Source organism: Nitrospirillum goiasense (assembly GCF_034427435.1).
Taxonomy (GTDB): Bacteria; Pseudomonadota; Alphaproteobacteria; order Azospirillales; family Azospirillaceae; genus Nitrospirillum.
Genome location: NZ_JAXQNP010000002.1, coordinates 1,346,029 through 1,370,615, shown reverse-complemented (window position 1 = coordinate 1,370,615; position 24,587 = coordinate 1,346,029). Strand labels below are relative to the sequence as shown.

The 24,587-nt window shown below is 67.9% G+C and carries 21 protein-coding genes and 1 pseudogene; 11 read left to right on the top strand and 11 right to left on the bottom strand.

What is annotated here, in order from left to right; all coding sequences use genetic code 11:
* Positions 1 to 490 precede the first annotated feature (490 nt).
* Complete coding sequence (gene hemN / locus ULB03_RS08830) at positions 491 to 1,897, bottom strand: oxygen-independent coproporphyrinogen III oxidase (RefSeq protein WP_322482805.1); 1,407 nt, start codon at positions 1,895 to 1,897, stop codon at positions 491 to 493.
* Positions 1,898 to 2,093: 196 nt separating this feature from the next.
* Between hemN and ULB03_RS08825 the strand changes: the two genes are divergently transcribed.
* The 3 genes from ULB03_RS08825 (at position 2,094) to folB (ending at position 4,530) form a co-directional block, all read left to right on the top strand.
* The gene (locus ULB03_RS08825) at positions 2,094 to 2,783 is read left to right on the top strand and encodes a ribonuclease HII (RefSeq protein WP_322482804.1); all 690 of its coding nucleotides are present in this window, start codon (positions 2,094 to 2,096) and stop codon (positions 2,781 to 2,783) included.
* A gap of 197 nt (positions 2,784 to 2,980) precedes the next feature.
* Positions 2,981 to 4,018 (top strand): site-specific DNA-methyltransferase, encoded by a 1,038-nt coding sequence (locus ULB03_RS08820; RefSeq protein ID WP_246130165.1) that lies wholly within the window; start codon positions 2,981 to 2,983, stop codon positions 4,016 to 4,018.
* Positions 4,019 to 4,062: 44 nt separating this feature from the next.
* Positions 4,063 to 4,530 carry a dihydroneopterin aldolase gene (folB, locus tag ULB03_RS08815; protein ID WP_322482803.1) on the top strand — a complete coding sequence of 156 codons (468 nt, stop codon included), beginning with the start codon at positions 4,063 to 4,065 and terminating at the stop codon, positions 4,528 to 4,530.
* Positions 4,531 to 4,554: 24 nt separating this feature from the next.
* Here the strand turns inward: folB and ULB03_RS08810 are convergent, their stop codons facing one another.
* A complete protein-coding gene (locus tag ULB03_RS08810) occupies positions 4,555 to 5,802 on the bottom strand; it encodes a threonine ammonia-lyase (protein WP_322482802.1) in 1,248 nt (415 codons plus the stop codon).
* Between the two features lie 111 nt (positions 5,803 to 5,913).
* Positions 5,914 to 9,405, bottom strand: coding sequence for an indolepyruvate ferredoxin oxidoreductase family protein (locus tag ULB03_RS08805; protein WP_322482801.1), 3,492 nt, complete (start codon positions 9,403 to 9,405; stop codon positions 5,914 to 5,916).
* 415 nt (positions 9,406 to 9,820) lie between these two features.
* Between ULB03_RS08805 and ULB03_RS08800 the strand changes: the two genes are divergently transcribed.
* Entirely contained in the window at positions 9,821 to 10,300 is a 480-nt protein-coding gene (locus ULB03_RS08800; RefSeq protein ID WP_322482800.1) for an RNA pyrophosphohydrolase, read from the top strand.
* A 7-nt stretch (positions 10,301 to 10,307) separates the two neighbouring features.
* Entirely contained in the window at positions 10,308 to 10,703 is a 396-nt protein-coding gene (locus ULB03_RS08795; protein ID WP_322482799.1) for a WapI family immunity protein, read from the top strand.
* Positions 10,704 to 10,781: 78 nt separating this feature from the next.
* Here the strand turns inward: ULB03_RS08795 and ULB03_RS08790 are convergent, their stop codons facing one another.
* The 6 genes from ULB03_RS08790 to ULB03_RS08765 all read right to left on the bottom strand — a co-directional run bounded on the left by ULB03_RS08790 (position 10,782) and on the right by ULB03_RS08765 (position 17,149).
* Positions 10,782 to 11,639: a ferritin-like domain-containing protein gene (locus tag ULB03_RS08790; protein ID WP_322482798.1), complete on the bottom strand. Its 858-nt coding sequence runs from the start codon at positions 11,637 to 11,639 to the stop codon at positions 10,782 to 10,784.
* Positions 11,640 to 12,067: 428 nt separating this feature from the next.
* Positions 12,068 to 12,493, bottom strand: a complete 426-nt coding sequence (locus tag ULB03_RS08785) for a F0F1 ATP synthase subunit epsilon (protein WP_322482797.1) — start codon at positions 12,491 to 12,493, stop codon at positions 12,068 to 12,070.
* A gap of 119 nt (positions 12,494 to 12,612) precedes the next feature.
* On the bottom strand, positions 12,613 to 14,052 hold the full coding sequence (atpD, locus tag ULB03_RS08780) for a F0F1 ATP synthase subunit beta (protein WP_145750059.1): 1,440 nt from the start codon (positions 14,050 to 14,052) through the stop codon (positions 12,613 to 12,615).
* A gap of 44 nt (positions 14,053 to 14,096) precedes the next feature.
* Entirely contained in the window at positions 14,097 to 14,987 is an 891-nt protein-coding gene (locus tag ULB03_RS08775; RefSeq protein ID WP_322482796.1) for a F0F1 ATP synthase subunit gamma, read from the bottom strand.
* 72 nt (positions 14,988 to 15,059) lie between these two features.
* Entirely contained in the window at positions 15,060 to 16,589 is a 1,530-nt protein-coding gene (gene atpA / locus ULB03_RS08770) for a F0F1 ATP synthase subunit alpha (protein WP_322482795.1), read from the bottom strand.
* Complete coding sequence (locus tag ULB03_RS08765; RefSeq protein WP_145729827.1) at positions 16,589 to 17,149, bottom strand: F0F1 ATP synthase subunit delta; 561 nt, start codon at positions 17,147 to 17,149, stop codon at positions 16,589 to 16,591. Before ULB03_RS08765 ends, atpA begins: the two co-directional genes overlap by 1 nt.
* A 300-nt stretch (positions 17,150 to 17,449) precedes the next feature.
* On the opposite strand from ULB03_RS08765, the gene ULB03_RS08760 reads away from it, so the two are divergent.
* Complete coding sequence (locus ULB03_RS08760; protein ID WP_145729828.1) at positions 17,450 to 17,785, top strand: hypothetical protein; 336 nt, start codon at positions 17,450 to 17,452, stop codon at positions 17,783 to 17,785.
* 295 nt (positions 17,786 to 18,080) lie between these two features.
* Here the strand turns inward: ULB03_RS08760 and ULB03_RS08755 are convergent, their stop codons facing one another.
* Complete coding sequence (locus ULB03_RS08755; protein ID WP_322482794.1) at positions 18,081 to 18,773, bottom strand: diacylglycerol/lipid kinase family protein; 693 nt, start codon at positions 18,771 to 18,773, stop codon at positions 18,081 to 18,083.
* Positions 18,774 to 18,856: 83 nt separating this feature from the next.
* Positions 18,857 to 18,991: pseudogene (locus tag ULB03_RS08750) on the bottom strand (hypothetical protein); the annotation flags it as partial.
* Between the two features lie 242 nt (positions 18,992 to 19,233).
* Between ULB03_RS08750 and ULB03_RS08745 the strand changes: the two are divergent.
* The 5 genes from ULB03_RS08745 to ULB03_RS08725 all read left to right on the top strand — a co-directional run bounded on the left by ULB03_RS08745 (position 19,234) and on the right by ULB03_RS08725 (position 24,579).
* Positions 19,234 to 20,067 (top strand): UDP-2,3-diacylglucosamine diphosphatase, encoded by an 834-nt coding sequence (locus ULB03_RS08745; protein WP_322482793.1) that lies wholly within the window; start codon positions 19,234 to 19,236, stop codon positions 20,065 to 20,067.
* A complete protein-coding gene (locus tag ULB03_RS08740; RefSeq protein WP_322482792.1) occupies positions 20,064 to 21,146 on the top strand; it encodes a glycosyltransferase family 4 protein in 1,083 nt (360 codons plus the stop codon). The genes ULB03_RS08745 and ULB03_RS08740 overlap by 4 nt, the downstream gene beginning before the upstream one ends.
* 116 nt (positions 21,147 to 21,262) lie before the next feature.
* The gene (locus tag ULB03_RS08735) at positions 21,263 to 22,555 is read left to right on the top strand and encodes a 3-deoxy-D-manno-octulosonic acid transferase (protein ID WP_322482791.1); all 1,293 of its coding nucleotides are present in this window, start codon (positions 21,263 to 21,265) and stop codon (positions 22,553 to 22,555) included.
* On the top strand, positions 22,552 to 23,532 hold the full coding sequence (gene lpxK / locus ULB03_RS08730) for a tetraacyldisaccharide 4'-kinase (RefSeq protein WP_322482790.1): 981 nt from the start codon (positions 22,552 to 22,554) through the stop codon (positions 23,530 to 23,532). The genes ULB03_RS08735 and lpxK overlap by 4 nt, the downstream gene beginning before the upstream one ends.
* A gap of 138 nt (positions 23,533 to 23,670) precedes the next feature.
* The gene (locus tag ULB03_RS08725) at positions 23,671 to 24,579 is read left to right on the top strand and encodes a lysophospholipid acyltransferase family protein (RefSeq protein WP_322482789.1); all 909 of its coding nucleotides are present in this window, start codon (positions 23,671 to 23,673) and stop codon (positions 24,577 to 24,579) included.
* The last annotated feature ends 8 nt before the right edge of the window (positions 24,580 to 24,587 follow it).

The window sequence follows — 24,587 nt, the reverse complement described above, 5'->3', positions numbered from 1 at the left end:
ACTGCGATCCTGGGGTCGACCAACACCGACCTTCCCACATCTGCCTCCAATTCGTTTGCGAAGCAGTATCCGGCACCCGTAGCGCGCATCCGGTTATTTCATAACCTGACGAGCGCTAGCCCCAAGCACCACGGCCCGTCTTTCCCGGACCTGAACACCGCTCGCGATCGTTGTCGACCTTCACAGTCGAACCTTGTTGGGTTTTCGTATGCCCGATTTCTAAGACGCACGCAAGCGGCAGGTATGCAGGAAATGACTCTCTCGGTCACTGCCTGTCTTAAACCAGCCAGCCTTCGTAATTTCATGCAACTTTCGCGGGGCACGATCGCCATAATGCTGCATTGCAGCAGCGGGTTCGGGGCTCTCCTCCGTTAACCTGTGGGACTGTTTGTTTTCAGTCTTCTAAGGCGCATTGTGAAAGCAGGCAGGCAAGCAGGGGCGCTTCGCGGGCGCGTCAATCCGCCCCATCTTGAAAATTTCTGAAAAAAATCTACACGGCGTAGCTGTGACGGCCCGATCCTGGATCGAAATAGGCATCGAACAGGACCGCGACACTCCGAACCAAAGGCCGGGCCTCCTCCCGGACCTCCACCCTCGTTTTGTCACAGATGATCATATCATCGTCCGCCAGCACGGCCAAGGCGTGGCGGGTCTCCGGCGTCAAGACCTCTTCCAAAGAACCGCCATGGCGGCGGCAGGTTTCTTCCAGGTCGACGGAGAAGCGGCACATCAGTTGTTCGATGATGTCGGCACGCAGCCGGTCATCATCGGTCAGCGCCAGACCCTTGGCCACCGCCCAGCCCTGGCCATCCCCCTCCCCATGGGCTTCCCACGCCTTGAGATAGGCCGGCACCTCCACCCGGTTCTGGATGTAGCCGCCGCGCGTGCGGCCGATGGCGGAGGCGCCGAAGCCCAGCAGCGCCGTGGCCGTGTCCACCGTGTAGCCCTGGAAATTCCGTTTCAGGCGGCCGGCGGCATAGGCCGTGGCCATGACGTCGTCCTTGCGGGCGTAGTGGTCCAGGCCGATGGCGGCATAGCCCGCCGCCTCCAGCACGTCCGCCATGGCGGCCGCCTGCTCCGTCCGCTGGGTGGCGCCGGGCAGGGCGCTGGTGTCGATGCGCGCCTGATGGCCCTTCAGCGACGGCATGTGGGCATAGCCGAAGACGCTGAGCCGGTCCGGCGCCAGCTCCAGGGCCTGGGTCACCGATTGAACACAGCTTTCCACCGTCTGGTGCGGCAGGCCGTAGATCAGATCCAGGTTGATGCCGCCGACGCCGGCCTGGCGCAGGCGGGCCACCGCCTCCGCCGTGGCGGCGTAGGGCTGTATGCGGTTGATGGCGCGCTGCACCCGTTCATCGAAACTCTGCACGCCCAGGCTGGCACGGGTGACGCCCCCCTGCCCCAGGGCCACCGCCATGGCCGGGGTCAGGGTCCGCGGGTCGATCTCCACCGCGATCTCCGCCGTCGCCGCCGGGCGGCCGAAGCGTAGGGCCAGCCGGTCCATGAGCGACAGGAAGGCATCGGGCGGCAGCAGGGTGGGCGTTCCGCCCCCGAAATGAATGTGGGTGACGGGAGGCAGGCCGCCCCCCCTGGACAGCGTGGAGTCGGGGACCAGGGCGCCTGCCACGGCGTCGATCTCCGCCTCCAGCGCCGCCTGGTAGCGGCGGATGGGCGCCTCATGGTTCACCACAGTGGTGTGACAGCCGCAGTACCAGCACATGCTGCGGCAGAAGGGGACATGCAGGTAGAGCGACAGGGTGTCGGCCGCCGTCAGTTGCCCCAGCCAGCGGCGATAGTCATCGGCCGTGACCGCCGCGCTGAACTGCGGCGACGGCGGATAGCTGGTGTACCGGGGAACGCGCTGGTTACGGTACTTGGCGACGAGATCGGGGCGCATGGGACGGCCTGACGAGAAAAGGGGCGGGAAGCGGGATGGCCGCATGCTGCGCCTGATGCGTCGGTGGCAAAATGATCTGCCTCAACCGCGCCGTCCGGGGCTCCCGCGGCGGGAACGGCGCGGGGGCCTTGCCCGGCATGGGCGCCGCCGCCATCATGGCGGCCCGCCATTCCCCTTAAGCCAAAGCCTGTATCCCATGCCCCGCCCCCGCAAGCCCGCCTCCGAAATCATCATCCACCTGGGCCCGCCCACCCTGCGGCACGAATTGGACGCCGGTCACGGCCCCGACAGCCTGGTCTGCGGCGTGGATGAGGCCGGGCGCGGCCCCCTGGCGGGCCCGGTGGTGGCGGCCGCCGTCATCCTGCCGGTGGGAACCGAGGCGCCCGCCTGGTGCGCCGGCATCAACGACAGCAAGAAGCTGACCGCCGCCGCGCGCGAGGCCCTGTTCGACGCCATCCGCGCCAACGCCCGGGTGGGGGTCGGCATCAGCAGCGTGGAGGAGATCGACACCGTCAACATCCTGCAAGCCACCTTCCTGGCCATGCGCCGGGCGGTGGAGCAGTTGGCGGCCGATGGCGGCCCCACCCCCGTTCATGCCCTGGTGGACGGCAACCAGCGCCCCGTGGGCCTGCCCTGCCCCCGCATCACCACCCTGGTCAGCGGCGACGCGCTGAGCCTGTCCATCGCCGCCGCGTCGATCATCGCCAAGGTGACGCGGGACCGTTTGATGACGGATCTGGCCCTGTCCCACCCCGGTTATGGGTGGGAACGCAACGCCGGTTACGGCACGGCCGAACATCGTGACGCAATCAAGATATTGGGGGTCACGCCCGTTCACCGCCGTACATTTGCTCCAATTTCAGAACAACTCGCCCTAAACCTTTGACTCTACTGACTCTTGGCAAAAAATATACATTGACGGCGACTCGGGGCCAACTCATTGTCGGCAAAAATCAACCCCCGATTCGGCGAATACTCCCCATGTTGAAGACCCCGGAAACCCGTACTGACTCCAAGACCAAATCCAAGGTGCGCGAGGCTGCACCCGCCAACCGGATACTTGTGGGCGACTGCGTTTCCCTGATGCAGGGTCTGCCGGCCGGATCGGTCGACATGGTGTTCGCCGACCCGCCCTATAACCTGCAGCTGTCGGGCGACCTGATGCGGCCCAACCACACCCGCGTCGACGGCGTGGATGAGGAATGGGACCGCTTCGCCGACTTCGCCACCTACGACCGCTTCACCCGTGACTGGCTGGCCGCCGCCCGCCACGCGCTGAAGGACGACGGCACGCTGTGGGTCATCGGCAGCTACCACAACATCTTCCGCGTGGGCGCCATCCTGCAGGACCTGGGCTACTGGATCCTGAACGACATCATCTGGCGCAAGACCAACCCCATGCCCAACTTCCGGGGCAAGCGCTTCACCAACGCCCACGAGACCATGATCTGGGCGGCCAAGTCGCAGGACGCCAAGTACTTCTTCGCCTATGAGGCGATGAAGAACCTGAATGAAGAGCTGCAGATGCGCAGCGACTGGCTGTTCCCGCTGTGCACGGGGTCGGAGCGTCTGCGCGACGCCGACGGCAACAAGGCCCACCCTACCCAGAAGCCGGAGGCCCTGCTGTACCGCGTGCTGTCCAGCTCCACCCGCGTGGGCGACACCGTGCTGGACCCCTTCTTCGGCACCGGCACCACGGGGGCGGTGGCCAAGCGCCTGCGCCGCAACTGGATCGGCATCGAGCGGGAGAAGACCTACGCCGAGGTGGCCCTGTCGCGCATCGCGGCGGTGGAGCCAGCGGCCGAGGCCGAATTGCTGGAGCCGCCGTCCAAGCGCGCCCAGCCGCGCGTGCCCTTCGGCTGGCTGGTGGAGCGCGGCCTGCTGCAGCCCGGCACCACCCTCTATGACACCCGCCGCCGCCACAGCGCCCGCATCAAGGCCGACGGCACCCTGGTGGGCGCCAACCATCTGGGCGAGCACAACGGGTCCATCCACAAGGTGGGCGCCGCCATGCAGGGCCTGCCGGCCTGCAACGGCTGGACCTTCTGGCACTATGTCGAGGGCGGCCAGCTGGCCCCCATCGACATGCTGCGCCAGCGCGTCATCGCCGAGATGCATTGAGCGACCCTTCCCGCCCTGCGCCGGGGGTGGTAGAGGAGCGGCCCATGAACACGCTCTTCGCCCAAGTGACGGGCACGGCCGCGAAGGCCGCGCCCGCCCAGGTCCGCTCCCCCGCCATCGCAAACCCGCCGCTGGCCACGTCACCAGTGGCGAGCCCCGCCCTGGCCCGCATCTTCGTGCGCGACCTGGTGGTGATGGCCATCATCGGCATCTATGACCATGAGAAGCGCCAGGCCCAGCGCCTGCGCGTGAACCTGGACATGATGGTGCAAGACCGCCAAGGCCAGCGCCGTGACGACATCGCCGACGTGGTGTCCTATGAGGACGGCGTCAACATCGTCCGCGACCTGGCGGCCCAGGGCCACCTGAACCTGGTGGAAACCTTCGCTGAAACGGTGGCCCAGCGCCTGCTGAAGGACACCCGGGTGCACAGCGTCACCGTGCGCGTGGAAAAGCTGGACGTCTTCCCCGACGCGGCCTCCGCCGGGATTGAGATCACACGGCAGCGGTGATCCGGCGACCGTCGTGGAGGGGGATTACTCCCCCGCCAGGGGCTTGACTTGAAAACCATTGCTGCGCAGCGCGTCGACCACCCGGCCGGCGTGGTTGGCGGAGCGGCATTCGACCGTGATGTCGATGTCGGTGGCCTTGACGTTGGCGGTGCTGAACAGGCGCTGGTGCACGGCCTCGATGATGTTGCCGCCGGCCTCGCCGATCAGGGTGGTGATGCGGCCCAGGGCGCCCGGCCGGTCGGGGATGACCACGCGCAGGGTGACGATGCGACCCTCGCGCACCAACTGGCGCAGGATGACGCTGGCCAGGACGCGGCTGTCGATGTTGCCGCCGGACAGCACCAGGCCCACCTTGCGCCCGGCGAAGCGCTCCGGATGCTTCAGGGCGGCGGCCAGGCCTGCCGCCCCCGCCCCCTCCGACACCGTCTTCTCGATGTTCAGGAACAGGGCCACGGCCCGTTCCACCTCCCAATCCTCCACCAGGATGATGTCGTCCACCTTGCGGCGGACGATCTCCAGGGTGGTGGCGCCCACGTTCTTGACGGCGATGCCCTCGGCGATGGTGTCGCCGCCCACGCTGACCGGCAGGTTGTGCAGGGCCTGATACATGGGCGGGTAGGCCGTGACCTCCACGCCGATGACCTCGATGTCCGGCTTGCGGGCCTTGGCCGCCACGGCCATGCCGGAGATGAGGCCGCCGCCGCCCACCGGCACCAGCAGCACGTCCAGGTCGGGCGCGGCGTTCAGCATCTCCAGCGCCACCGTGCCCTGGCCGGCGATGACCAGCGGGTCGTCATAGGGGTGGACGAAGACGTAGCCGTGTTCCTTCTGCAGGCGCTCGGCCTCCGCCGCCGCCTCGGCCAGCACCGCCCCCTTCAGCACCACCTTGGCGCCGAAGTTCTCCGTATGCTCCACCTTGATGAAGGGGGTGCCCTCGGGCATCACGATGGTGGCGGGAATGCCCAGGCGGCCGGCATGGTAGGCCACACCCTGGGCATGGTTGCCGGCGGACATGGCGATGACGCCGCGCCGCCGCTCCTCCTCCGTCAGGGACAGCAGGCGGTTCAGGGCGCCGCGTTCCTTGAAGCTGGCGGTGAACTGCAGGTTCTCGAACTTCACCCAAATTTCGCAGCCGGCGATGCGCGACAGCGTGCGCGAGGGTATGCAGGGGGTGTCGATCACCTGGCCACCCAGCGCCAAGGCCGCCGCCCGCACATCCTCCAGGGTCACCGGCTCGATACCAGCCTCCCCCACGCCAACCTTGCTGTCCATGCCATCCGTCCTTGGAAATGAGGCGTCCTCACCTGGCGCCAACCATAGACCCCAAGCCTCGGCCCGCGACAGGTCTTTGTCGCGGGCCGCCCTTCCACTTCCAGCCCCGGCTTATTCCGCGGCCAGGGGCGCGGAGCGGCCGGGCGTGCCGGCGGGGGCCCGCCAGTCGCGCAGTAGGGCCTGCTCCTTGGCCTTGACCTCGGCGTAGGCCTTCTCCTTGACGTGGCCGTAGCCGCGGATTTTCTGCGGCAGCTCGGCGATTTCCACGGCCAACGCATGGTTGTCCTCGGTGAGGCCGGCCAGCAGCTCCTCCACCGTGGCGCGGAAGTCCACGATCAACTGGCGCTCCATGCGCCGTTCCGCCGTGCGGCCGAAGATGTCCAGGGCCGTGCCACGCAGGCCCTTCAGGCGGGCCAGCAGGCGAAAGGCCGTCAGCATCCAGGGCCCGAAGGCGCGCTTGCGCACCTCGCCCGTGGCCGGGTCGGTGTGCGACGCCGTGGGCGGGGCCAGGTGGAAGACCAGCTTGTAGTCGCCCTGGAACTGCTGGCGCACCTGGTCCAGGAAGCCGGTCTGGGTGTAGAGGCGCGCCACCTCGTACTCGTCCTTGTAGGCCATCAGCTTGAACAGCGTGCGGGCCACGGCCTCGGTCAACTGGTCGGCGCCGGGCACCTTGGCCGTCTCCGCCGACCGCACTTTGGCCACGAACTGGCGATAGGCGTCGGCGTAAGATCCGTCCTGGTAGTCGGTCAGGAAGGCCGCGCGGCGCTCGATGGCCTCATCCAGGGTCTGCGACAGGCGGCGGTGGGGCTGGTCGGCCGCCGGACCCTTGGGCGTGGCGATCTTCTCCACGGCCGCCTGGTCCAGGGCGGCGCGGCGGCCCCAGCGGAAGGCGTCGGTGTTCATCTTCACCGCCGCCCCGTTCATCTCGATGGCCTTTTCCAGGGCCTCGGCGCTGACCGGCACCAGACCCTTCTGGTAGGCGTAGCCCAGCATGAACAGGTTGGTGGCGATGCTGTCACCCAGCAGGCCGGTGGCGATGCGGGTGGCGTCGACCGCGTTGACGGCGTCGGCGCCGCAGGCCTTGGCCACGGTCGCCACCATGGACCCGCCGTTCATCTGGAAGTCGGGGTTGGTGACGAAGGCCGCGGTGATGGCCTCATGCGTGTTCAGGATGGCGTGGGTGCGGCCCTTGGCCATCTTGGTCAGGGCGTCGGCATTGGCCGCCACCACGATGTCGCAACCCAGCACCACGTCGGCGCCGCCGGCGGCGATGCGGGTGGCGTGGATATCCTCCGGCCGATCGGCGATGCGCAGGTGGCTGGTGACCGCCCCGCCCTTCTGCGCCAGGCCCGCCATGTCGAGCACGGTGCAGCCCCGGCTTTCCAGGTGGGAGGCCATGGCGACGATGGCGCCGATGGTGACCACGCCGGTGCCGCCCACGCCCGTCACCAGGATGTTCCAGGGACGGTCCAGGGTGCGGCGCACCGGCTCCGGCAGGGCCTCGAACGCGTCGGCCTTGCCCCCCACCGGTTTGGGCTTGCGCAAAGAGCCGCCCTCCACCGTCACGAAGCTGGGGCAAAAGCCCTTGAGGCAGGAGAAATCCTTGTTGCAGCTGGACTGGTCGATCTGGCGCTTGCGGCCAAACTCCGTCTCCACCGGCACCACGGACAGGCAGGAGGACTTGGCCGAGCAATCGCCGCAGCCCTCGCACACCAGTTCATTCACCACCACCCGGCGGGCCGGGTCGGGGAAGGTGCCGCGCTTGCGGCGGCGGCGCTTCTCGGCGGCACAGGTCTGTTCATAGATCAGGACGCTGACGCCCTTGATCTCGCGCATCTCGCGCTGCACCCGGTCCAGGTCGTCGCGGTGTTCGATGGTGGTGAAGGGCGGCAGGCCCTGGCCCAAGCCGTACTTTTCCGGATCGTCGCTGACCACGACGATGCGCTCCACGCCCTCGGCCTCCAGCTGGCGGGCGATCTGGTGCACGGACAGGCTGCCGTCCACCTTCTGGCCGCCGGTCATGGCCACGGCGTCGTTGTAGAGGATCTTGTAGGTGATGTTGACCTTGGCGGCGACGGAGGCGCGCACCGCCAGGATGCCGGAGTGGAAGTAGGTGCCGTCGCCCAGATTGGCGAAGACATGCTCCTCCCCCGCAAACGGGGCCTGGCCGATCCAATGCACGCCCTCGCCGCCCATCTGGCTGAAGACGTCGGTGTTGCGGCCCATCCACGTCACCATGTAGTGGCAGCCGATGCCGGCCAGGCCGCGGCTGCCCTCGGGCAGGTGGGTGGAGGTGTTGTGCGGGCAGCCGGAGCAGTAGAAGGGCGCGCGGACCACGGTGCTGGCCGAGGCGGACGGGCGCAACTGCGCCTCCAGGGCCTTCACCCGCTCCGCCACCCGGTCGACCATCAGGCCCAGCTTGGCCATGCGGCCGGCAAGCGCCAGGGCGATGGTGGTGGGCGACAGCTCCGCCTTTTCCGACAGCAGGGGGCTACCGTCCTCATCCGTCTTGCCCAGGATGCGGGGGCGGCGGTCCCAATTGTACAGCTGCTCCTTCAGCTGCGCCTCGATCAGGGCGCGCTTCTCCTCCACCACCAGCAGCTCTTCGGCGCTTTCGGCGAAGTCACGGATGCCGTGGGGTTCCAGCGGCCAGGTCATGGCCACCTTGAAGATGGCGATGCCCAGGTCGGCCGCCATCTCGGCCGTGATGCCCAGCTCATCCAAAGCCTGGCGCACGTCCAGATAGGATTTGCCCACGGTGACGATGCCCAGGCGGGGCTTGGCGGCCCCCAGGATGACCTTGTCCAGGCGGTTGGCCCGGGCGAAGGCGCGCGCCGCGTCCAGCTTCCACTGGATCATGCGGTCTTCCTGGATCAGCGGCGTGTCATGCAGGCGGATGTTCAACCGGCCCGGCGGCATCTCGAAATCAGCCGGCAGGACAACGCCGCTGGTGATGTCGGGCACGCGCACGATGGCAGAGGTGTCGATGGTGTCGGCCAGGGCGGTGAAGCCCACCCAGCAGCCGGAATAGCGCGACATCTCCCAGCCGATCAGACCGTAGTCCAGGAACTCCTGCACGCCGGCCGGGCTCATCACCGGCATGAAGGCGTGGATGAAGGCGTGGTCCGACTGGTGCGGCAGGGTGGAGGATTTGGAGGCGTGGTCGTCACCGGCGATGGCCAGCACGCCGCCATGCCGGCTGGTGCCCGCGAAGTTGGCGTGCTTCAGCGCGTCCAGCGAGCGGTCGACGCCGGGGCCCTTGCCGTACCAGATGCCGAATACGCCATCGACCTTGGCGCCCTTGAACAGGTTGACCTGTTGGCTGCCCCAGACGGCGGTGGCCCCCAGCTCCTCGTTCACGCCGGGCTGGAAATGGATGTCGTGCCGGGCCAGGTGCTTGCGCGCCTGCCACAGCGCCTGGTCATAGGCGCCGAGGGGGGAGCCGCGATAGCCCGAGATGAAGCCGGCGGTGTTCAGGCCCGCGGCGCGGTCGCGGTCGCGCATCAGCATGGGCAGGCGCACCAGCGCCTGGGTTCCGGTCATATAGACCCGGCCGTCCCGCAGGACGTACTTGTCATCAAGGGTAACGGCGGCCAGCGTCATAACGCATCTCCCACTCGGGTAAACCTGGTCCCCTTCCTGGCCCCGGAGAGCCTGCCCTTGCGGCCGGGCGGCTGTCTTCCAGGGAACGGTGCCCAGCGGCCTGGGGGTCCGCAAGGTCCGGCGCCGATGTTCTCCCGGCTTACCCATCCATCTAAGCAGGGATGCAAGGCCCCGGAAATAGGTCATCCATGCTGACATATTTCCTGTCGGAAGCACCGCAGCAATCGCGCCGACTCGTTCCAAGGCGGCATCGTTTGGGTTCGATCCTTACGTTGGCGCGACCCAGCCATGCACAGGTGCCAGCATGGCCCCTCCGCATGCGTTTTTTACCCCCGCGACTCGGGAGCCGACGCTGGCCTGACGGCCCGTCCCTGTTTAGTCTGCGGGCGACACCCCCAGCGATGACGAGCATTCCATGGCCAAGCCGGTCGATCCCAGCACCCTGCCCTACCGCCCCTGTGTCGGCATCTGCCTGTTGAACGCCCAGGGCCTTGTGTTCGTCGGCCAGCGGCGGGACACGCCTGGCGCCTGGCAGATGCCCCAAGGCGGCATCGACAAGGGCGAGACGGCGGCGGAGGCCGGCCTGCGCGAGCTGATGGAGGAAATCGGCACCGACAAGGCCACGCTGCTGGAGGAAACGACGGAGTGGCTGCGCTACGACCTGCCGCCCGAGCTGGTGGGCGTGGCATGGAAGGGCAAATATCGCGGCCAGAAGCAGAAATGGCTGGCCTGCCGCTTCACCGGCCAGGACGGCGACATCAACCTGGACACCGACCACCCCGAGTTCGACGCCTGGCAATGGGTGCCGCTGGAGCGGACGGTGGACCTGATCGTCCCCTTCAAGCGGGAGATCTACACCCAGGTGGTGGCCGCCTTCCGGCACTTGGTGGACTGAGCCCGCCATGGAGGACCGCGTCATCTTCAGCGATGGCCGCAGCAGCGTGACCCTACATCCGCCGGTAGCCGATCCCGACGGTCATGGCTTCGATCTGAAGGTGGACCTTGTCGGTGGGCCTTTCGCCGGCAGCATCCAGGCCACGACTTATCTTTCCCTTCATGCCTGGGCCGGCTTCCACGACGACGTAAAGCGATTGCATAAAAGCCTGAAGGGCAAAGCAAGCACCGATACGTGGTTTTCGAACTTCACTATCGCCTTACAGGGGGATGGACGGGGTCATATTCGGGTGACAGCGGATGCACAGGACGAATGGTCGGATACCACCAAGCTCTCACTCAGTTTCACTATCGATCAGACCCATCTGCCGCCCATCATGTCCATCCTGCGCCGATGGATATAAACCCCGCCTCGGTTCCCAAACAAAAACGCCGCCCCGGTCACCCTGGGCGGCGTCTTTGTTTTCAGCGCGGAAGACGCCTCAGGCGGCCAGCGGCGGCACACCGGCCTTCTTCATCATGCGCTTGTAGGCGTAGCGCGAGGCGATGTCGCGCAGCCAGCCCTGGGGGTTCAGGCCGCTGGCCTTGAACACCATGGCGACCATGCGGTCCAGGTGGTGGGGCCGGTAATAGCTGTAGGCCCGGCGCACATAGTTGGCGAAGGCCGTCTCACGGTGGTACGGGGCATCGCCGTTGTTGGCGGCGTGATAGGCGAAGGACAGCTCATCATCCTCCGTCTCGCTGATGCGCGAGAGGGAGATGCGCAGGCGGCCGAAGGTGCCCAGGCGTTCCTGCGCCAGATAGTCGCCCAGGTAATCGTAGAACAGCTTGTAATGCCGGAACTCGTCCGCCGCGATGTGCCGGCAGATCTGCTTCAGCACCGGCTCATCCGTGGCCTCGGCCAGGGCGGTATAATAGCTGCTGGTGCCGGTCTCGACAATGCAGCGCGCCACCAGTTCGCCGGCGCGGGACCCGCGCACCGACTGGCTGACGTTGATGTCGATCTTGTAGCCCTCACGGAAGCGCTTCACCGCCGCCTGGAAGTTCCAGCTGGGGTCCACGCGCTCCGCCCAGGTGCCCAGCGCCTCGCCATGCTGCACCTCCTCGACCGCCCACTGGCGGGCCGTGGCGCAGAAATCGGCGTTATCGGCGAACACGTTGCACAGGTAATCGGCGTAGCTGTCGCCGTTGTACTCCACCAGGGCGGCGGCCTTGATGAGCTTCAGGATGTCGGCGTCGACCTTGGAGGGATCCAGCTTGTCCCAGGGCAGGCCCGCGACCGTCCAGTGGCCGTTGCGGGAATCGGTAGCCGGGGAGTCCATGCCGTTAACGTCTGCCATGCGCGTTCCGTTCTTTATGCCCCAGGGCCGGCACGGTCCGCTGGGCGGAGCGCCGGCAACCTATGACCATTATACGGGGTCGATACCGCCGCCGCGCCCCCACTGCGACGATCAGACCCCACTCGATTTTTTCGGAAAGTCCGCCTGGAAGCAAAAAAGCCGGAGGGCTTTCCATGATGCCCGCCGGCTGGTATGCCACAAATCCGTAACATCCGCCACGCTTGGCAGCGGCCAAACTAGCACGGCGTCCCGGATTGGCAAGATGCGCACCCGACAGGGGCGGGAACAATTGTGCTAAATCAACGGACTAGGTCTGATCTCCAAGCCTCAGCCCCAAGGCCGAGGGGGCTAGGCCCTGTGTCCTAGCCCGCGAGCGCGGTCTTGCAATTCGCTCTCAGCCCGTCTGGGGCCGGCCTCAATGGGTGGCCTCAATGGGCGGCTTGGGCGCCGCCCAGCGCTTCCAGCTTGGCCTGGGCCACCAGCAGCTTGACCTCGGCGGCCCGCTTTTCGACGTCACTGGCGGCATCGGCCAGATCTTCGGCCAGATCCTTCACCTGCTGCTCGACGGCGGCGCGGTCCAGGGTGGTGACCTCGACCGCCTCTTCCGCCAGGACGGTGCAGCGCGTCTCGGTCACCTCGGCAAAACCGCCGGCGACGAAAATGCGGTTGCTGATGGTGGTGGTGCCATCGGCGTAGATGTCGATGACACCCGGCTTCAGCGTGGTGATCAGGGGGGCGTGGCCCGGCAGGGCGCCCAGGTAGCCTTCACTGCCCGGGACGACCACCATGTCGACCGGCTGGGAAACCAGCAGCTTTTCCGGCGACACCAGCTCGAATTCAACCTTATCGGCCATGATGGGGCTTCCGTTCGGCGACTTGTTTCGGCGTGCAATTCACGGCCTGACGGCCGATCGCACGGGTAAGAAAACGGACGGAAGGGGAGCCCCCTTCCGTCCTGGCACTAATCAGGCGATCAAGCGGCCTCGGCAGCCATCTTGCGGGCCTTCTCGACGGCTTCCTCGATGGTGCCGACCATGTAGAAGGCCGCTTCCGGCAGGTGGTCGTACTGGCCGGCCACGATGCCCTTGAACGCGCGGATGGTGTCTTCCAGGCTGACCAGCACACCGGGGGTGCCGGTGAACACTTCGGCCACGTGGAAGGGCTGGGACAGGAAGCGCTGGATCTTACGGGCGCGGGCGACCGTCAGCTTGTCCTCTTCCGACAGTTCGTCCATGCCCAGGATGGCGATGATGTCCTGCAGCGACTTGTAGGTCTGCAGCACCTTCTGCACCGAACGGGCCGTCTGGTAGTGCTCCTCACCCACGACGCGCGGGTCCAGCGCGCGGGAGGTGGAGTCCAGCGGGTCCACGGCCGGGAAGATGGCCTGCTCGGCGATGGCGCGGCTCAGCACCGTCGTGGCGTCCAAGTGGGCGAACGAGGTGGCCGGCGCCGGGTCGGTCAGGTCGTCGGCGGGCACGTACACGGCCTGCACCGAGGTGATCGAGCCCTTCTTGGTGGAGGTGATGCGTTCCTGCAGGGCGCCCATGTCGGTGGCCAGCGTCGGCTGGTAACCCACCGCGGAGGGGATGCGGCCCAGCAGCGCCGACACCTCGGCACCCGCCTGCGTGAAGCGGAAGATGTTGTCGATGAACAGCAGCACGTCCTGGCCTTCCTCGTCGCGGAAGTATTCCGCGATGGTCAGGCCGGACAGGGCGACGCGGGCGCGGGCCCCCGGCGGCTCGTTCATCTGGCCGTACACCAGCGCCACCTTGGAGCCGGGGCCGTCGAGCTTGATGACGCCCGATTCGATCATTTCGTGGTACAGGTCGTTACCCTCGCGGGTACGCTCGCCCACACCGGCGAAGACCGACACACCACCGTGCGCCTTGGCGACGTTGTTGATCAGCTCCATGATGGTGACGGTCTTGCCCACGCCGGCGCCGCCGAACAGGCCGATCTTGCCGCCCTTCAGGTACGGGGCCAGCAGGTCGATGACCTTAATGCCCGTGACCAGGATCTGCGCGTCGGTCGCCTGCTCGGCGAACTCCGGCGCGGACCGGTGGATGGGGTAGGTCTTCTCGGAGGCGACGGCACCGCGCTCGTCGATCGGCTCACCGATGACGTTCAGGATGCGGCCCAGGGTAGCCGGGCCGACGGGCATGTTGATGGGGCTGCCGGTGTCGCTGACGGCGACGCCGCGCACCAGGCCGTCCGTGCTGTCCATGGCGATGCAGCGGACGGTGTTCTCGCCCAGATGCTGGGCGACTTCGAGCACAAGGGTCTTGCCCTCGTTCTGCGTGTGGAGGGCGTTCAGAATGGCGGGCAGTTCGGCATCGAACTGCACGTCCACCACGGCGCCCAGAACCTGCGTGATACGGCCGACGGCGTTCGTCGCCTGGTTAGTCGTAGCCATGGGGTAAGCTCCCTCGGACCCTTGCGAATGTTGTCGTGGCGCCGTCAGACCGCTTCAGCACCGGAGATGATCTCGATCAGCTCCTTGGTGATGAAGGCCTGGCGCGTGCGGTTGTAGTTAAGCGTCAGCTTCTTGATCGTGTCGCCGGCGTTGCGCGTGGCGTTGTCCATGGCGGTCATCTGCGCGCCGAAGAACGAGGCCGAGCTTTCCAACAGGGCGGTGTACACCTGGATGGAAAGGTTGCGCGGCAGCAGGTCGTTGAGGATGTCCTCTTCCGACGGCTCGAACTCGTAGATGGCCTTGGGCTCGGTGGAGGCCGGGGCCTCTTCCGTCGTGGCCGCCACGGCGAACGGGACGATCTGCTGGACGGTGACGATCTGCGTCATCGCCGACTTGAACTTGTTGAAGATGATGGAGGCGACGTCGAATTCGCCGGCGTCGAACAGCTCCAGCACCTTGTCCGCGACCTGGGCCGCGTCGGCGAAGCCGAGGCGCTTGCCGCCCAGGTTCTCGTAGCTGTGGACGATCATCGAGCCGAACTCGCGGCGCAGCAGGTCGCGGCCCTTGCGGCCCACGGTCAGCAGCTTCACCGTCTTGCCTTCGCCCGTCAGACGGGCGATCTGGCGCTTGGTCTCGCGGACGATGGTGGCGTTGAAGCCGCCGCACAGACCACGGTCGCCCGTCAACACGATCAGCAGCTGCACCTGGTCGGAACCGGTGCCGGCCATCAGCTTCGGGCCCTGCGCGCCCGCCGGCACGTTGGCGGCGAGGGAGGAGAGCATGCGGCCCATGCGCTCGGCATAGGGACGCCCGGCTTCGGCCTGTTCCTGGGCGCGGCGCAGCTTGCTGGCGGCGACCATCTTCAGGGCCGAGGTGATCTTTTGCGTCGACTTGACGCTGTCGATCCGGATCTTGAGGTCCTTAAGGCTGGGCATGCCGTGCCTTCACTTCCTAGGGAGACTTGGGCGGGCGGCGGCCATGACGGCGCCGCCCGCCGTTTGCGGGGATCAGGCGAAGACCTTGGAGAAGTTCTCCAGGAAGGCCTTCAGCTTTTCCTCGGTATCCTTGCTGATCTGCTTGTCGGTGCGGATCGCGGTCAGGATGTCCTGGCCCTTGCTGCGGATCTCGTCCAGGAAGCGCGCCTCGAAGCGGTTCACGTCCTCGACCTTCACCTTGTCCAGGAAGCCCTTCACACCGGCGAAGATGGAAACCACCTGCTCTTCCACCGGCAGCGGGCTGTACTGCGGCTGCTTCAGCAGTTCGGTCAGGCGGGCGCCACGGTTCAGCAGGCGCTGGGTGGCGGCGTCCAGGTCCGAGGCGAACTGGGCGAAGGCGGCCATTTCGCGGTACTGGGCCAGTTCCAGCTTAATGGTGCCGGCGACCTGCTTCATCGCCTTGATCTGGGCGGCGGAGCCGACGCGGCTGACCGACAGACCGACGTTAATGGCCGGGCGGATACCGCGGTAGAACAGGCCCGTTTCCAGGAAGATCTGACCGTCGGTGATGGAGATGACGTTCGTCGGAATGTAGGCCGACACGTCACCCGCCTGGGTTTCGATGATGGGCAGGGCCGTCAGCGAACCGGCGCCGTAGCCGTCGGCCATCTTGCAGGCGCGTTCCAGCAGGCGGCTGTGCAGGTAGAACACGTCGCCGGGGTAGGCTTCGCGGCCCGGCGGACGACGCAGCAGCAGGGACATCTGACGGTAGGCGACGGCCTGCTTGGACAGGTCATCGTACACGATCAGGGCGTGCATGCCGTTGTCGCGGAAGAACTCGCCCATGGCGCAGCCGGTGTAGGGCGCCAGGTACTGCAGGGGGGCCGGCTCGGACGCGGTGGCGGCGACGACGATGGAGTATTCCATCGCGCCGGCTTCCTCCAGCGTCTTCACGATCTGGGCGACCGTGGAGCGCTTCTGGCCGACGGCCACGTAGATGCAGTAGAGCTTCTTGGATTCGTCGCCGCCGGCGTTGACACCCTTCTGGTTGATGAAGGCGTCGATGGCGACGGCGGTCTTGCCGGTCTGACGGTCGCCGATGATCAGCTCACGCTGGCCACGGCCGACGGGCACCAGGGCGTCCACGGCCTTCAGGCCGGTCTGCATGGGCTCGTGCACCGACTTGCGCGGAATGATGCCGGGGGCCTTGACCTCGACGCGCTTGCGCTCGACGTCGACCAGGGGGCCCTTGCCGTCGATCGGATTGCCCAGGCCGTCCACGACGCGGCCCAGCAGGCCGCGGCCCACCGGAACCTCGACGATGGCGCCCGTGCGCTTCACCGTGTCGCCTTCCTTGATGGCGCGGTCGTCGCCGAAGATCACGGCGCCGACGTTGTCGGCTTCCAGGTTCAGGGCCAAGCCCTTGATCCCGCCCGGGAACTCGACCATCTCACCGGCCTGGACCTTGTCCAGACCATGGATGCGAGCGACACCGTCACCGACCGAGAGCACCTGGCCCACTTCAGCAACGTCGGCCTCGGTGCCGAAATTCGCGATCTGCTGCTTCAGGATCGCGGAAATCTCTGCGGCGCGGATTTCCATCAGCCCACCCCTTTCATGGCGATTTTCAGCTTGGTCAGTTTGGTGCGCACGGAACTGTCGATCATGCGCGATCCGACCTTAACGATCATGCCGCCCAGCAGCGTCGGATCGACACTGGCCGCGACGGTAACTTTTGAGCCCAGGGCCTTCTTCAGCGCGTCGGTCACGGCCGACAGCTGCTCATCCGTCAACGGACGGGCCGAGACGACGGTGGCCGTTTCCTCGCCGCGGCGCTGGGCCAGCTCGGCAAGGAAGGCGGCGATCATGCCGTCGAGGGCGAAAAGCCGGCGGTTCTGGGCCACCAGACCAACAAACTTGCGCACAAGCTCGGACGTGCCCGCCTGTGACAGCACCGCCTCCATGGCGCGGGCCTGATCGGCACGCGACAGGACGGGGCTGCGCACAACGCGACGCAGGTCTGCGCTTTCGGCGAGAACCTGCTTGAGCGACGTCAGGTCCTGCGCGGTCTGGTCCAGCGCCTTCTGCTCGTCGGCAAGGTCGAACAGCGCCGCCGCGTAGCGGGCCGCCAGTCCGGATACGACTGTCCCTTGGGATGCCACCTGGAAACCTCGGTTTATCCGCAGACCTGAAGGATTTCAGGGCCTTAGCAATGTGGGCCCGAACCGGGTGGAAACCACCCCGGCGTCGGGCGTCGTGCACTTAACACAGGATGCCGCAGGGCGCAACTGCATCACTCCATCGAAAGCATACTATCCCCCGGGTGAGCGGCGCGCTTTAAGGCGCCATTAACAGTTGGGGCCGCATAGTCCGGCCATCGCGCCAAAGCCACCCGGCGCCCCATGAGAAAGCCCGGCGCCGTCCGGGCACCCCGATCCAGGGTGGCAGAGTGCTGGTGAGTCATGACTGTCGTCCCCTTCTCCTCTGCCCGCTTCACCCCCTTCGATCTGACCGAGTGGAACAGCGTCGCCCAGCCCAAGCTGGAGCGGGGCCTGTGGGAAACGGTCAGCCGCCAGACCGCGCCGGACCACGACCAGTTGATCGTGCGCTTCCCCAATCTGGACCGGCCGGTGTTCCGTTTCGAGCGTGATCGCCGCGGCACCTATCGCCTGTTTTTCAACGACCGCCGCGGCTGGTACTGCATCGGCACCGGCGAGACCGCCGAGGAATGCCTGTCGGTGTGGCGGGGCCGCGTGCCGCGCGCCACGGCCGAGGCCGGCGCCCAAGCGGGGCGCTGAGTCACCGGCACTGAGGGCCCGGCCGGCCCGCGGCCCGCTATACTAAAGAACGAGGGGGTTCGACGCCCCTTCAATGCCTGGGTGGCCTGGTTCGGACCCGATTTGAGGCGGCCTGCTGTTGATGTGAGCCTTGGCGGCGTCCGGAGTTGCGGCGCGTACAGTGGCCTGGTTGGTTCATTATTAAGTGAGTTGCATTAAGTGAGTTGCCTGGTTGGTGGCCTTGCCTGGACTTAACGCCTTGGGGGCAGACCAGCGCCCCCATCAGGGCAGACGGGACACTTATCTCACCGGACACTTATCTCAGTTGTGATACGGGGCGGAGCGGCGGCGCCAGGACAGAGAAGGGCGCCGCCGTTTCCATATCCACCGGCAGGCGGGCGATGGTGTCGCCATCCCCCTGCACCGGGTCGCCCAGCGGCCCCTCGATCCGCACCCGCACCGCCGGCACCACGCGGTACCCCAATCCCCCCTTCGCCGTCCGCTCCGCGTCGGCACCCCAGCGGGCCAACTGCCCGGTGACCAGGGCCGCGCCATAGCCTAGGGCCGACAGGCGGCCACCATCCTGGAACAGGCAGACCTGGAAACCGCCCACGTCCAGCCGGGCGTCCGGCGCGCAGATGAAGCGACCACCGTAAAAATGTCCCTTGGCCACGATGCAGGACGCGACGTCGTGCACGCTGTCGTGACCGGCCGCGTCCCATAGGGTGACGCGGTAGCGCGGGCTGGGCCAGCGGGCGATTTGCGCCAGGCTCTCCAGGAAATAGGCGCCCTTGCCCAGGCGCCGTTTCACGACGGGATCCACCCCCTCCACCACATGGGCGTCCAGCCCCACGCCGGCCATCATGGTGAACAGCCGGCCGTTCGCCCGCCCGGCATGGATGATCCGGGGGGTGGCGCCCGCCAGCGTGCGCGCCAGGTCGGCAGCACCCGTGGGCAGGCCCAATTCGGCCGCCAGCACGTTGGCCGTGCCCAGCGGGATGAGGCCCAAGGCCGGTGGGGACGACAGGGGGCGGCCAGCAGTCCGTTCACCACCTCGTTGATGGTGCCGTCGCCGCCCGAGGCCACCACGGCGTCGGGGATCGTCCCCTCCGTCAAGGCGCCCGAGGCCGCCAGCGCCGCCAGCCGTTCGGCGTCGCGCGGCCCGGTGGTTTCCACCACCGTCACCGGCGACCCGCCCCGCCTCAGCGCGTCAACCACGCCCCCCATCAGCCCCCGCCGCCGTCGGCCCGCGACAGGATTGTGAATGATCAAGAGACGGCGGGCGGGAATCGCCTCAATTTCCGTGACAGCCAAGTGAAGGGCGGAAGACATATTTATGAATGCCCCGTGAATATATGGTGAAGTCCTTGAGCCAGCCTCTATCACCATTTGTCTTGCCCTACATGCTGCGGTATAGCCCTGTCAACATTACTATTGATTGTCTGCGTTGGTCATGTCGGGGGCGTAGCATGGAGACGGACATGGAGACGGAGCACGAGGCCCCGCGGCGGTACCGCAGCATCTGGCTGTCCGACCTGCACCTGGGCACCCGCGGCTGCCAGGCCGACATGCTGCTGGATTTCCTGAAGCACACCGAGTTGGAGTACCTGTATCTGGTGGGCGACATCGTCGACGGCTGGCGCCTGAAAAAGGGCTGGTACTGGCCGCAGGCCCATAACGACGTGGTGCAGAAGGTGCTGCGCCGGGTGCGCAAGGGCACCAAGGTCTTCCTAATCCCCGGCAACCATGACGAAGTCTTCCGCGACTTCATCGGGCTGCAGTTCGGCGGCGTCACCATCCTGGAGGACGCGGTCCACACCACCGCCGACGGCCGCCGCTTCCTGGTGCTGCACGGCGACCTGTTCGACGCGGTGGTGAAATACGCCAAGTGGCTGGCCTATGTCGGGGACAGCGCCTACACGCTGCTGCTGACCCTGAACACTTGGCTGAACGCCGCCCGCCGCCGCTTCGGCTTCCAGTACTGGTCGCTCTCCGCCTACCTGAAGAACCGCACCAAGAAAGCGGTGGAATTCATCGGCAATTACGAGCAGGCGCTGGCGGACGAGGCCAAGCGCCGGCAGGTCGACGGCATCATTTGTGGCCACATCCACCACGCGGAGATGCGTGACATGGGTGGCGTCCTCTACTGCAACGACGGGGACTGGGTGGAATCGTGTACCGCATTGGTCGAACACGCCGACGGCACGTTGGAGATCATTCATTGGGCGGACGAAGTGCGCAAGCGCGTAGCGGCGCGGCAGCCTGGGCAGCCGGGCGGGACGACGCAGAAGGCTGCAGCGTGAAGATCCTGATCGTCACGGATGCGTGGCACCCCCAGGTGAACGGCGTGGTCCGCACCCTGACCACGACGCGGGACGAACTGCGCCAATTGGGCCATGAGGTCGAGGTCATCGCCCCTGACCGCTTCCGCACCGTGCCCATGCCCACATACCCGGAAATCCGGCTGGCGCTGAAGCCGGGCGCCCGGCTGCGCCGCATGATCGACGAGATCCAGCCCGACGCCATCCACATCGCGACAGAGGGCCCCCTGGGGCTGGCCGCGCGGCGCTATTGCCTGCGCCGCCGCATCCCCTTCACCACCGCCTACCACACGCGCTTCCCCGAATACGTCCGCGACCGTTTCCCCATCCCGCTGCGTCTCAGCTATGCGCTGGTGCGCCGCTTCCACGCGCCGGCCTCGGCCGTCATGGTGGCGACGCCGTCCATCGAGAACGACCTGGTGGACCGCGGCTTCCGCAACATCAAGCGCTGGTCGCGCGGTGTCGACACCGACCTGTTCCGCCCGCGCGAGAAGGACTTCCTGCCCTTCCCCCGCCCCATCTTCATGTATGTGGGCCGGGTGGCGGTGGAGAAGAACATCGAGGCGTTCCTGTCGCTGGACCTGCCCGGGACCAAGGTGGTGGTGGGGGGCGGCCCGCAGCTAGACGAGCTGAAGGCCAAGTACCCGGCCGCCCAGTTCGTCGGCCCCCAGCATGGCGAGGAACTGGCCAAGCACTACGCCGCCGGGGACGTCTTCGTCTTCCCCTCGCGCACCGACACCTTCGGCCTGGTGCTGCTGGAGGCGTTGGCCTCCGGCGTGCCGGTGGCGGCCTACCCGGTGCCGGGTCCGCTGGACGTGCTGGCGGGGTCGGACGTGGCCGTCTTGGACGAGGATTTGCAGAAGGCCGCCCTGGCGGCGCTGAAGATCCCGGGCGACGAATGCCGGCGCCACGCCTTGACCTTCTCCTGGTCCGCGTCGGCGGAGCAGTTCCTGAACAACCTGCGCCCCTTCCGCGGCCACCCGGTCATCGACCCGGCCCCCGTGTTGGACCCACCCCCTGTGTTGGACCCACTGGCCGACGCGGCCAAGAAGGCCAGCTGATACCGGCGGCACAATTGACCTGCATTCGTTGAAGCGGGCGCGGGGCCGGTGCTAGGGTGGCGGCGACCGCGGCGGGCCCGTCCCGCCGCCCTATCCGTTTCCCTGACACGACCGGTATGCTGGAAGCGCTTTATCGCGGGCTGACCGCCCTGGCCGGCCCCGCCGTCCGACGCCTGCTGGACCGACGGCTGGCCGCCGGCAAGGAAGACCCCGCCCGCCTGCCGGAACGCCTGGGCCATCCCGGCCTGCCCCGCCCGCCGGGGCGGCTGATCTGGCTGCACGCCGCCAGCGTGGGTGAGTCCCAGGCCGTGCTGCCGCTCATCGACCGGTTGCTGACGCTCACGCCCCGGCCCACCGTGCTGGTCACCACCGGCACCGTCACCTCCGCCACCCTGATGGCCAAGCGCCTGCCCCCCGGCGCCATCCACCAGTTCGTGCCGGTGGACCTGCCGGCCGCCGTGGCCCGCTTCATCGACCATTGGCGTCCCGACCTCGCCCTGTGGATCGAATCGGAATTCTGGCCCAACCTGCTGCGCGCCCTGCGCAAGCGGGGCGTGCCGGCGGCCCTGGTCAACGCCCGCCTGTCGGCGGGCAGCCACCGCAATTGGCGCCGGGCGCCGCGCACCGCCCATCGCCTGCTGTCCACCTTCCGCCTGGCCCTGGCGCAGACGGCGACGGAAGCCGGCCGCCTACGGGATCTGGGGCTGGCCGACGTGCGTTGCGTCGGCAACCTGAAATACTCGACCGCCCCCCTGCCGGCGGAGGCGGACGCCCTGGCGGCACTGCGGGCCGCGATGGGCGACCGGCCAACCTGGGTGTTCGCCAGCACCCACCCCGGCGAGGACGATCTGGCCGCGCAGGTCCACCGGCGCCTGGCCCCCCGTCTTCCCCGCCTGCTGACCCTGGTGGTTCCCCGCCACCCAAAGCGGGGACCGGAGATCGCCACCGCGTTCCAGGCCCAAGGCCTGACGGTCAGCCGCCGCGCGACCGGGGCGCTGCCGCAGGCGACGGACGACCTGCACGTGGCCGACACGCTGGGGGAACTGGGGCTGTTCTTCCGCGTGGCGCCAGTGGCCGCCATCGGCGGGTCCTTCGTGCCGGTGGGGGGCCACAACCCCATCGAGCCGGCGCAGTTGGGCGCCGCCGTCGTCTACGGCCCACACATGCATAATTTCGCGGAGATCGCCGCGGCGCTGGAGGCGGCGGGCGGCGCCCGGCGGGTGGGTGACGCGGACGGCCTGGCGGACGCCGTGCGCGCCCTGCTGACCGATGCGCCCGCCCGCGCGGCCCAGGCCGCCGCCGCCAAGGCCGTGGCCGACGACAATCACGACGCCGTGGACCGGGTGATGGCCGCCCTGGCCCCGCTGCTGGCGGAGGTGGGCCTACGCCTGGCCGGGGATGCCACATGAGGGCGCCGGGCTTCTGGTATCGCCCGCCTGGCCTGGCGGCGGCCCTGTTGAGCCCGCTGGCCTGCCTCTACGCCCTGGCCGCCCGGCGGCGCCAGGCGACGGCGGCCCCGCAGGGCGCCGGCATCCCCGTCCTGTGCATCGGCAATCTGGTGGCGGGCGGCGCCGGCAAGACGCCGCTGGCGCAGGCGGTGATGCGATCCCTGCAGGCGCGCGGCATCCAGGCGCATTACCTGTCGCGGGGCTATGGCGGGCGCCTGACGGGGCCGCTGCGGGTGGACCCGGCACGGCACGGCGCGGCCGATGTCGGTGACGAGCCGCTGCTGCTGTCCCGCTCCGCCCCCGCCTGGATATCCGCCGACCGACTGGCCGGCGCCCGCGCCGCCCGGGACGGCGGCGCCCAGGCCGTGGTCATGGATGATGGATTCCAGAACCCGGCGCTGGCCAAGGACCTGTCGCTGCTGGTGGTGGACGGCGGGGCCGGCTTCGGCAACGGCCGGGTCATCCCGGCAGGGCCCCTGCGCGAACCGCTGGCCGATGGCCTGGCACGGGCGCAAGGCGTGGTGATCGTGGGCCCGGATCGCCTGGGCGCCGCCGCCCAGGTCGCCCGGCTGGCCCCCGCCATGCCCATCCTGACGGCGCGGCTGAAGCCCGACGCCACCGTCGCGGCCAGCATTGGCGACAGGCCCGTGCTGGCCTTCGCGGGCATCGGGCGGCCGCCCAAGTTTTTCGATACCTGCCGTGAACTAGGGCTGACGCTGGCGGAAACGGTTCCATTTCCCGACCACCATCCCTATACCGGCGCCGACATCGCCGGCCTGCTGGATCGGGCCAGCGCCCTGGGCGCCGTGCCGCTGACGACCGAGAAGGATTGGGTGCGACTACCGGCCGCGCACCAGGGGGCCATAAAGGCCCTGCCCGTGGTGCTGGACTTCGACGATACCGGCGCCCTGGCCCGTGTTTTAGGGACCGTGTTTTAGACACCGTTTTAGGGACAGCGATCGAGAAACCGGACCATCGAGGGAACGGCGGACGCCCCGGCGCCGCCGCGTTGCGTGGAAGCATGTTCCAGTCACTTAAATCCCCTGCCAAATCCCCTGCCGAAACCCCTGCGCGCCATGGCCAACCATAGCCCGCTGCGCCGCAGCTTCGACCGCGTCCTGGGCCATAGGCTGGAGGCGGTCGCCGTCTACCTGATCTACGGCCTGCTGAACCTGCTGTCCCTGGACAGGGCCTCGGCTCTGGGCGGCTGGGTGGGGCGCACCCTGGGCCCCCTGCTGCCCGGCCACGCCAAGGTACTGCGCCGGCTGGAACGGGCGCTGCCCCACCTGACGGCGGGGGAACGCCGGGACATCGCCCGGCGTTCCTGGGAGAACCTGGGCCGCACCCTGGCGGAATACCCTCATATCAAGACCCTCTCCCGCGAGTGGGACACGCGGGTGGAAATGGTGGGGGCGGAGCATCTGCGGGCCCTGCGCGACGACGGCAAGCCCGGAATCTGCGTCACCGCCCACCTGGCCAACTGGGAATTGGCGGCCCTGGCCTGCCACAAGCTGGACCTGCCGCTGACCATCGTCTACCGCGCGCCCAACAACCGCTGGGTCGACCGGCTGCTGGCCAAGGCACGGGGGCCCTTGCAGGGCTTCCTGGTGCCCAAGGGGCGCGACGCCGCGCGGGGCATGATGACCACCATCCGCGGTGGCGGCCATATCGGGGTGCTGCCCGACCAGAAGCTGAACGAGGGCATCCCCGTGCCCTTCCTGGGGCGGGACGCCATGACCGGCACCTTCACCGCAGACCTGGCCCTGCGCTATGACGCGCCCATCGTCCCCATCCAGGTGACGCGCCTCGACACCGGGGGCACCCGCTTCCGCATCGAGGCCATGGCCCCCCTGGCGCTGGAGAAGACCGGCGACCGGACCGCCGACACCCGCGCCGGCATGGTCCGGGTCAACGCCCTGCTGGGGGACTGGGTGCGGGCCCATCCCGGCCAGTGGATGTGGACCCATAACCGTTGGCCCGATTAGGCCCTGGC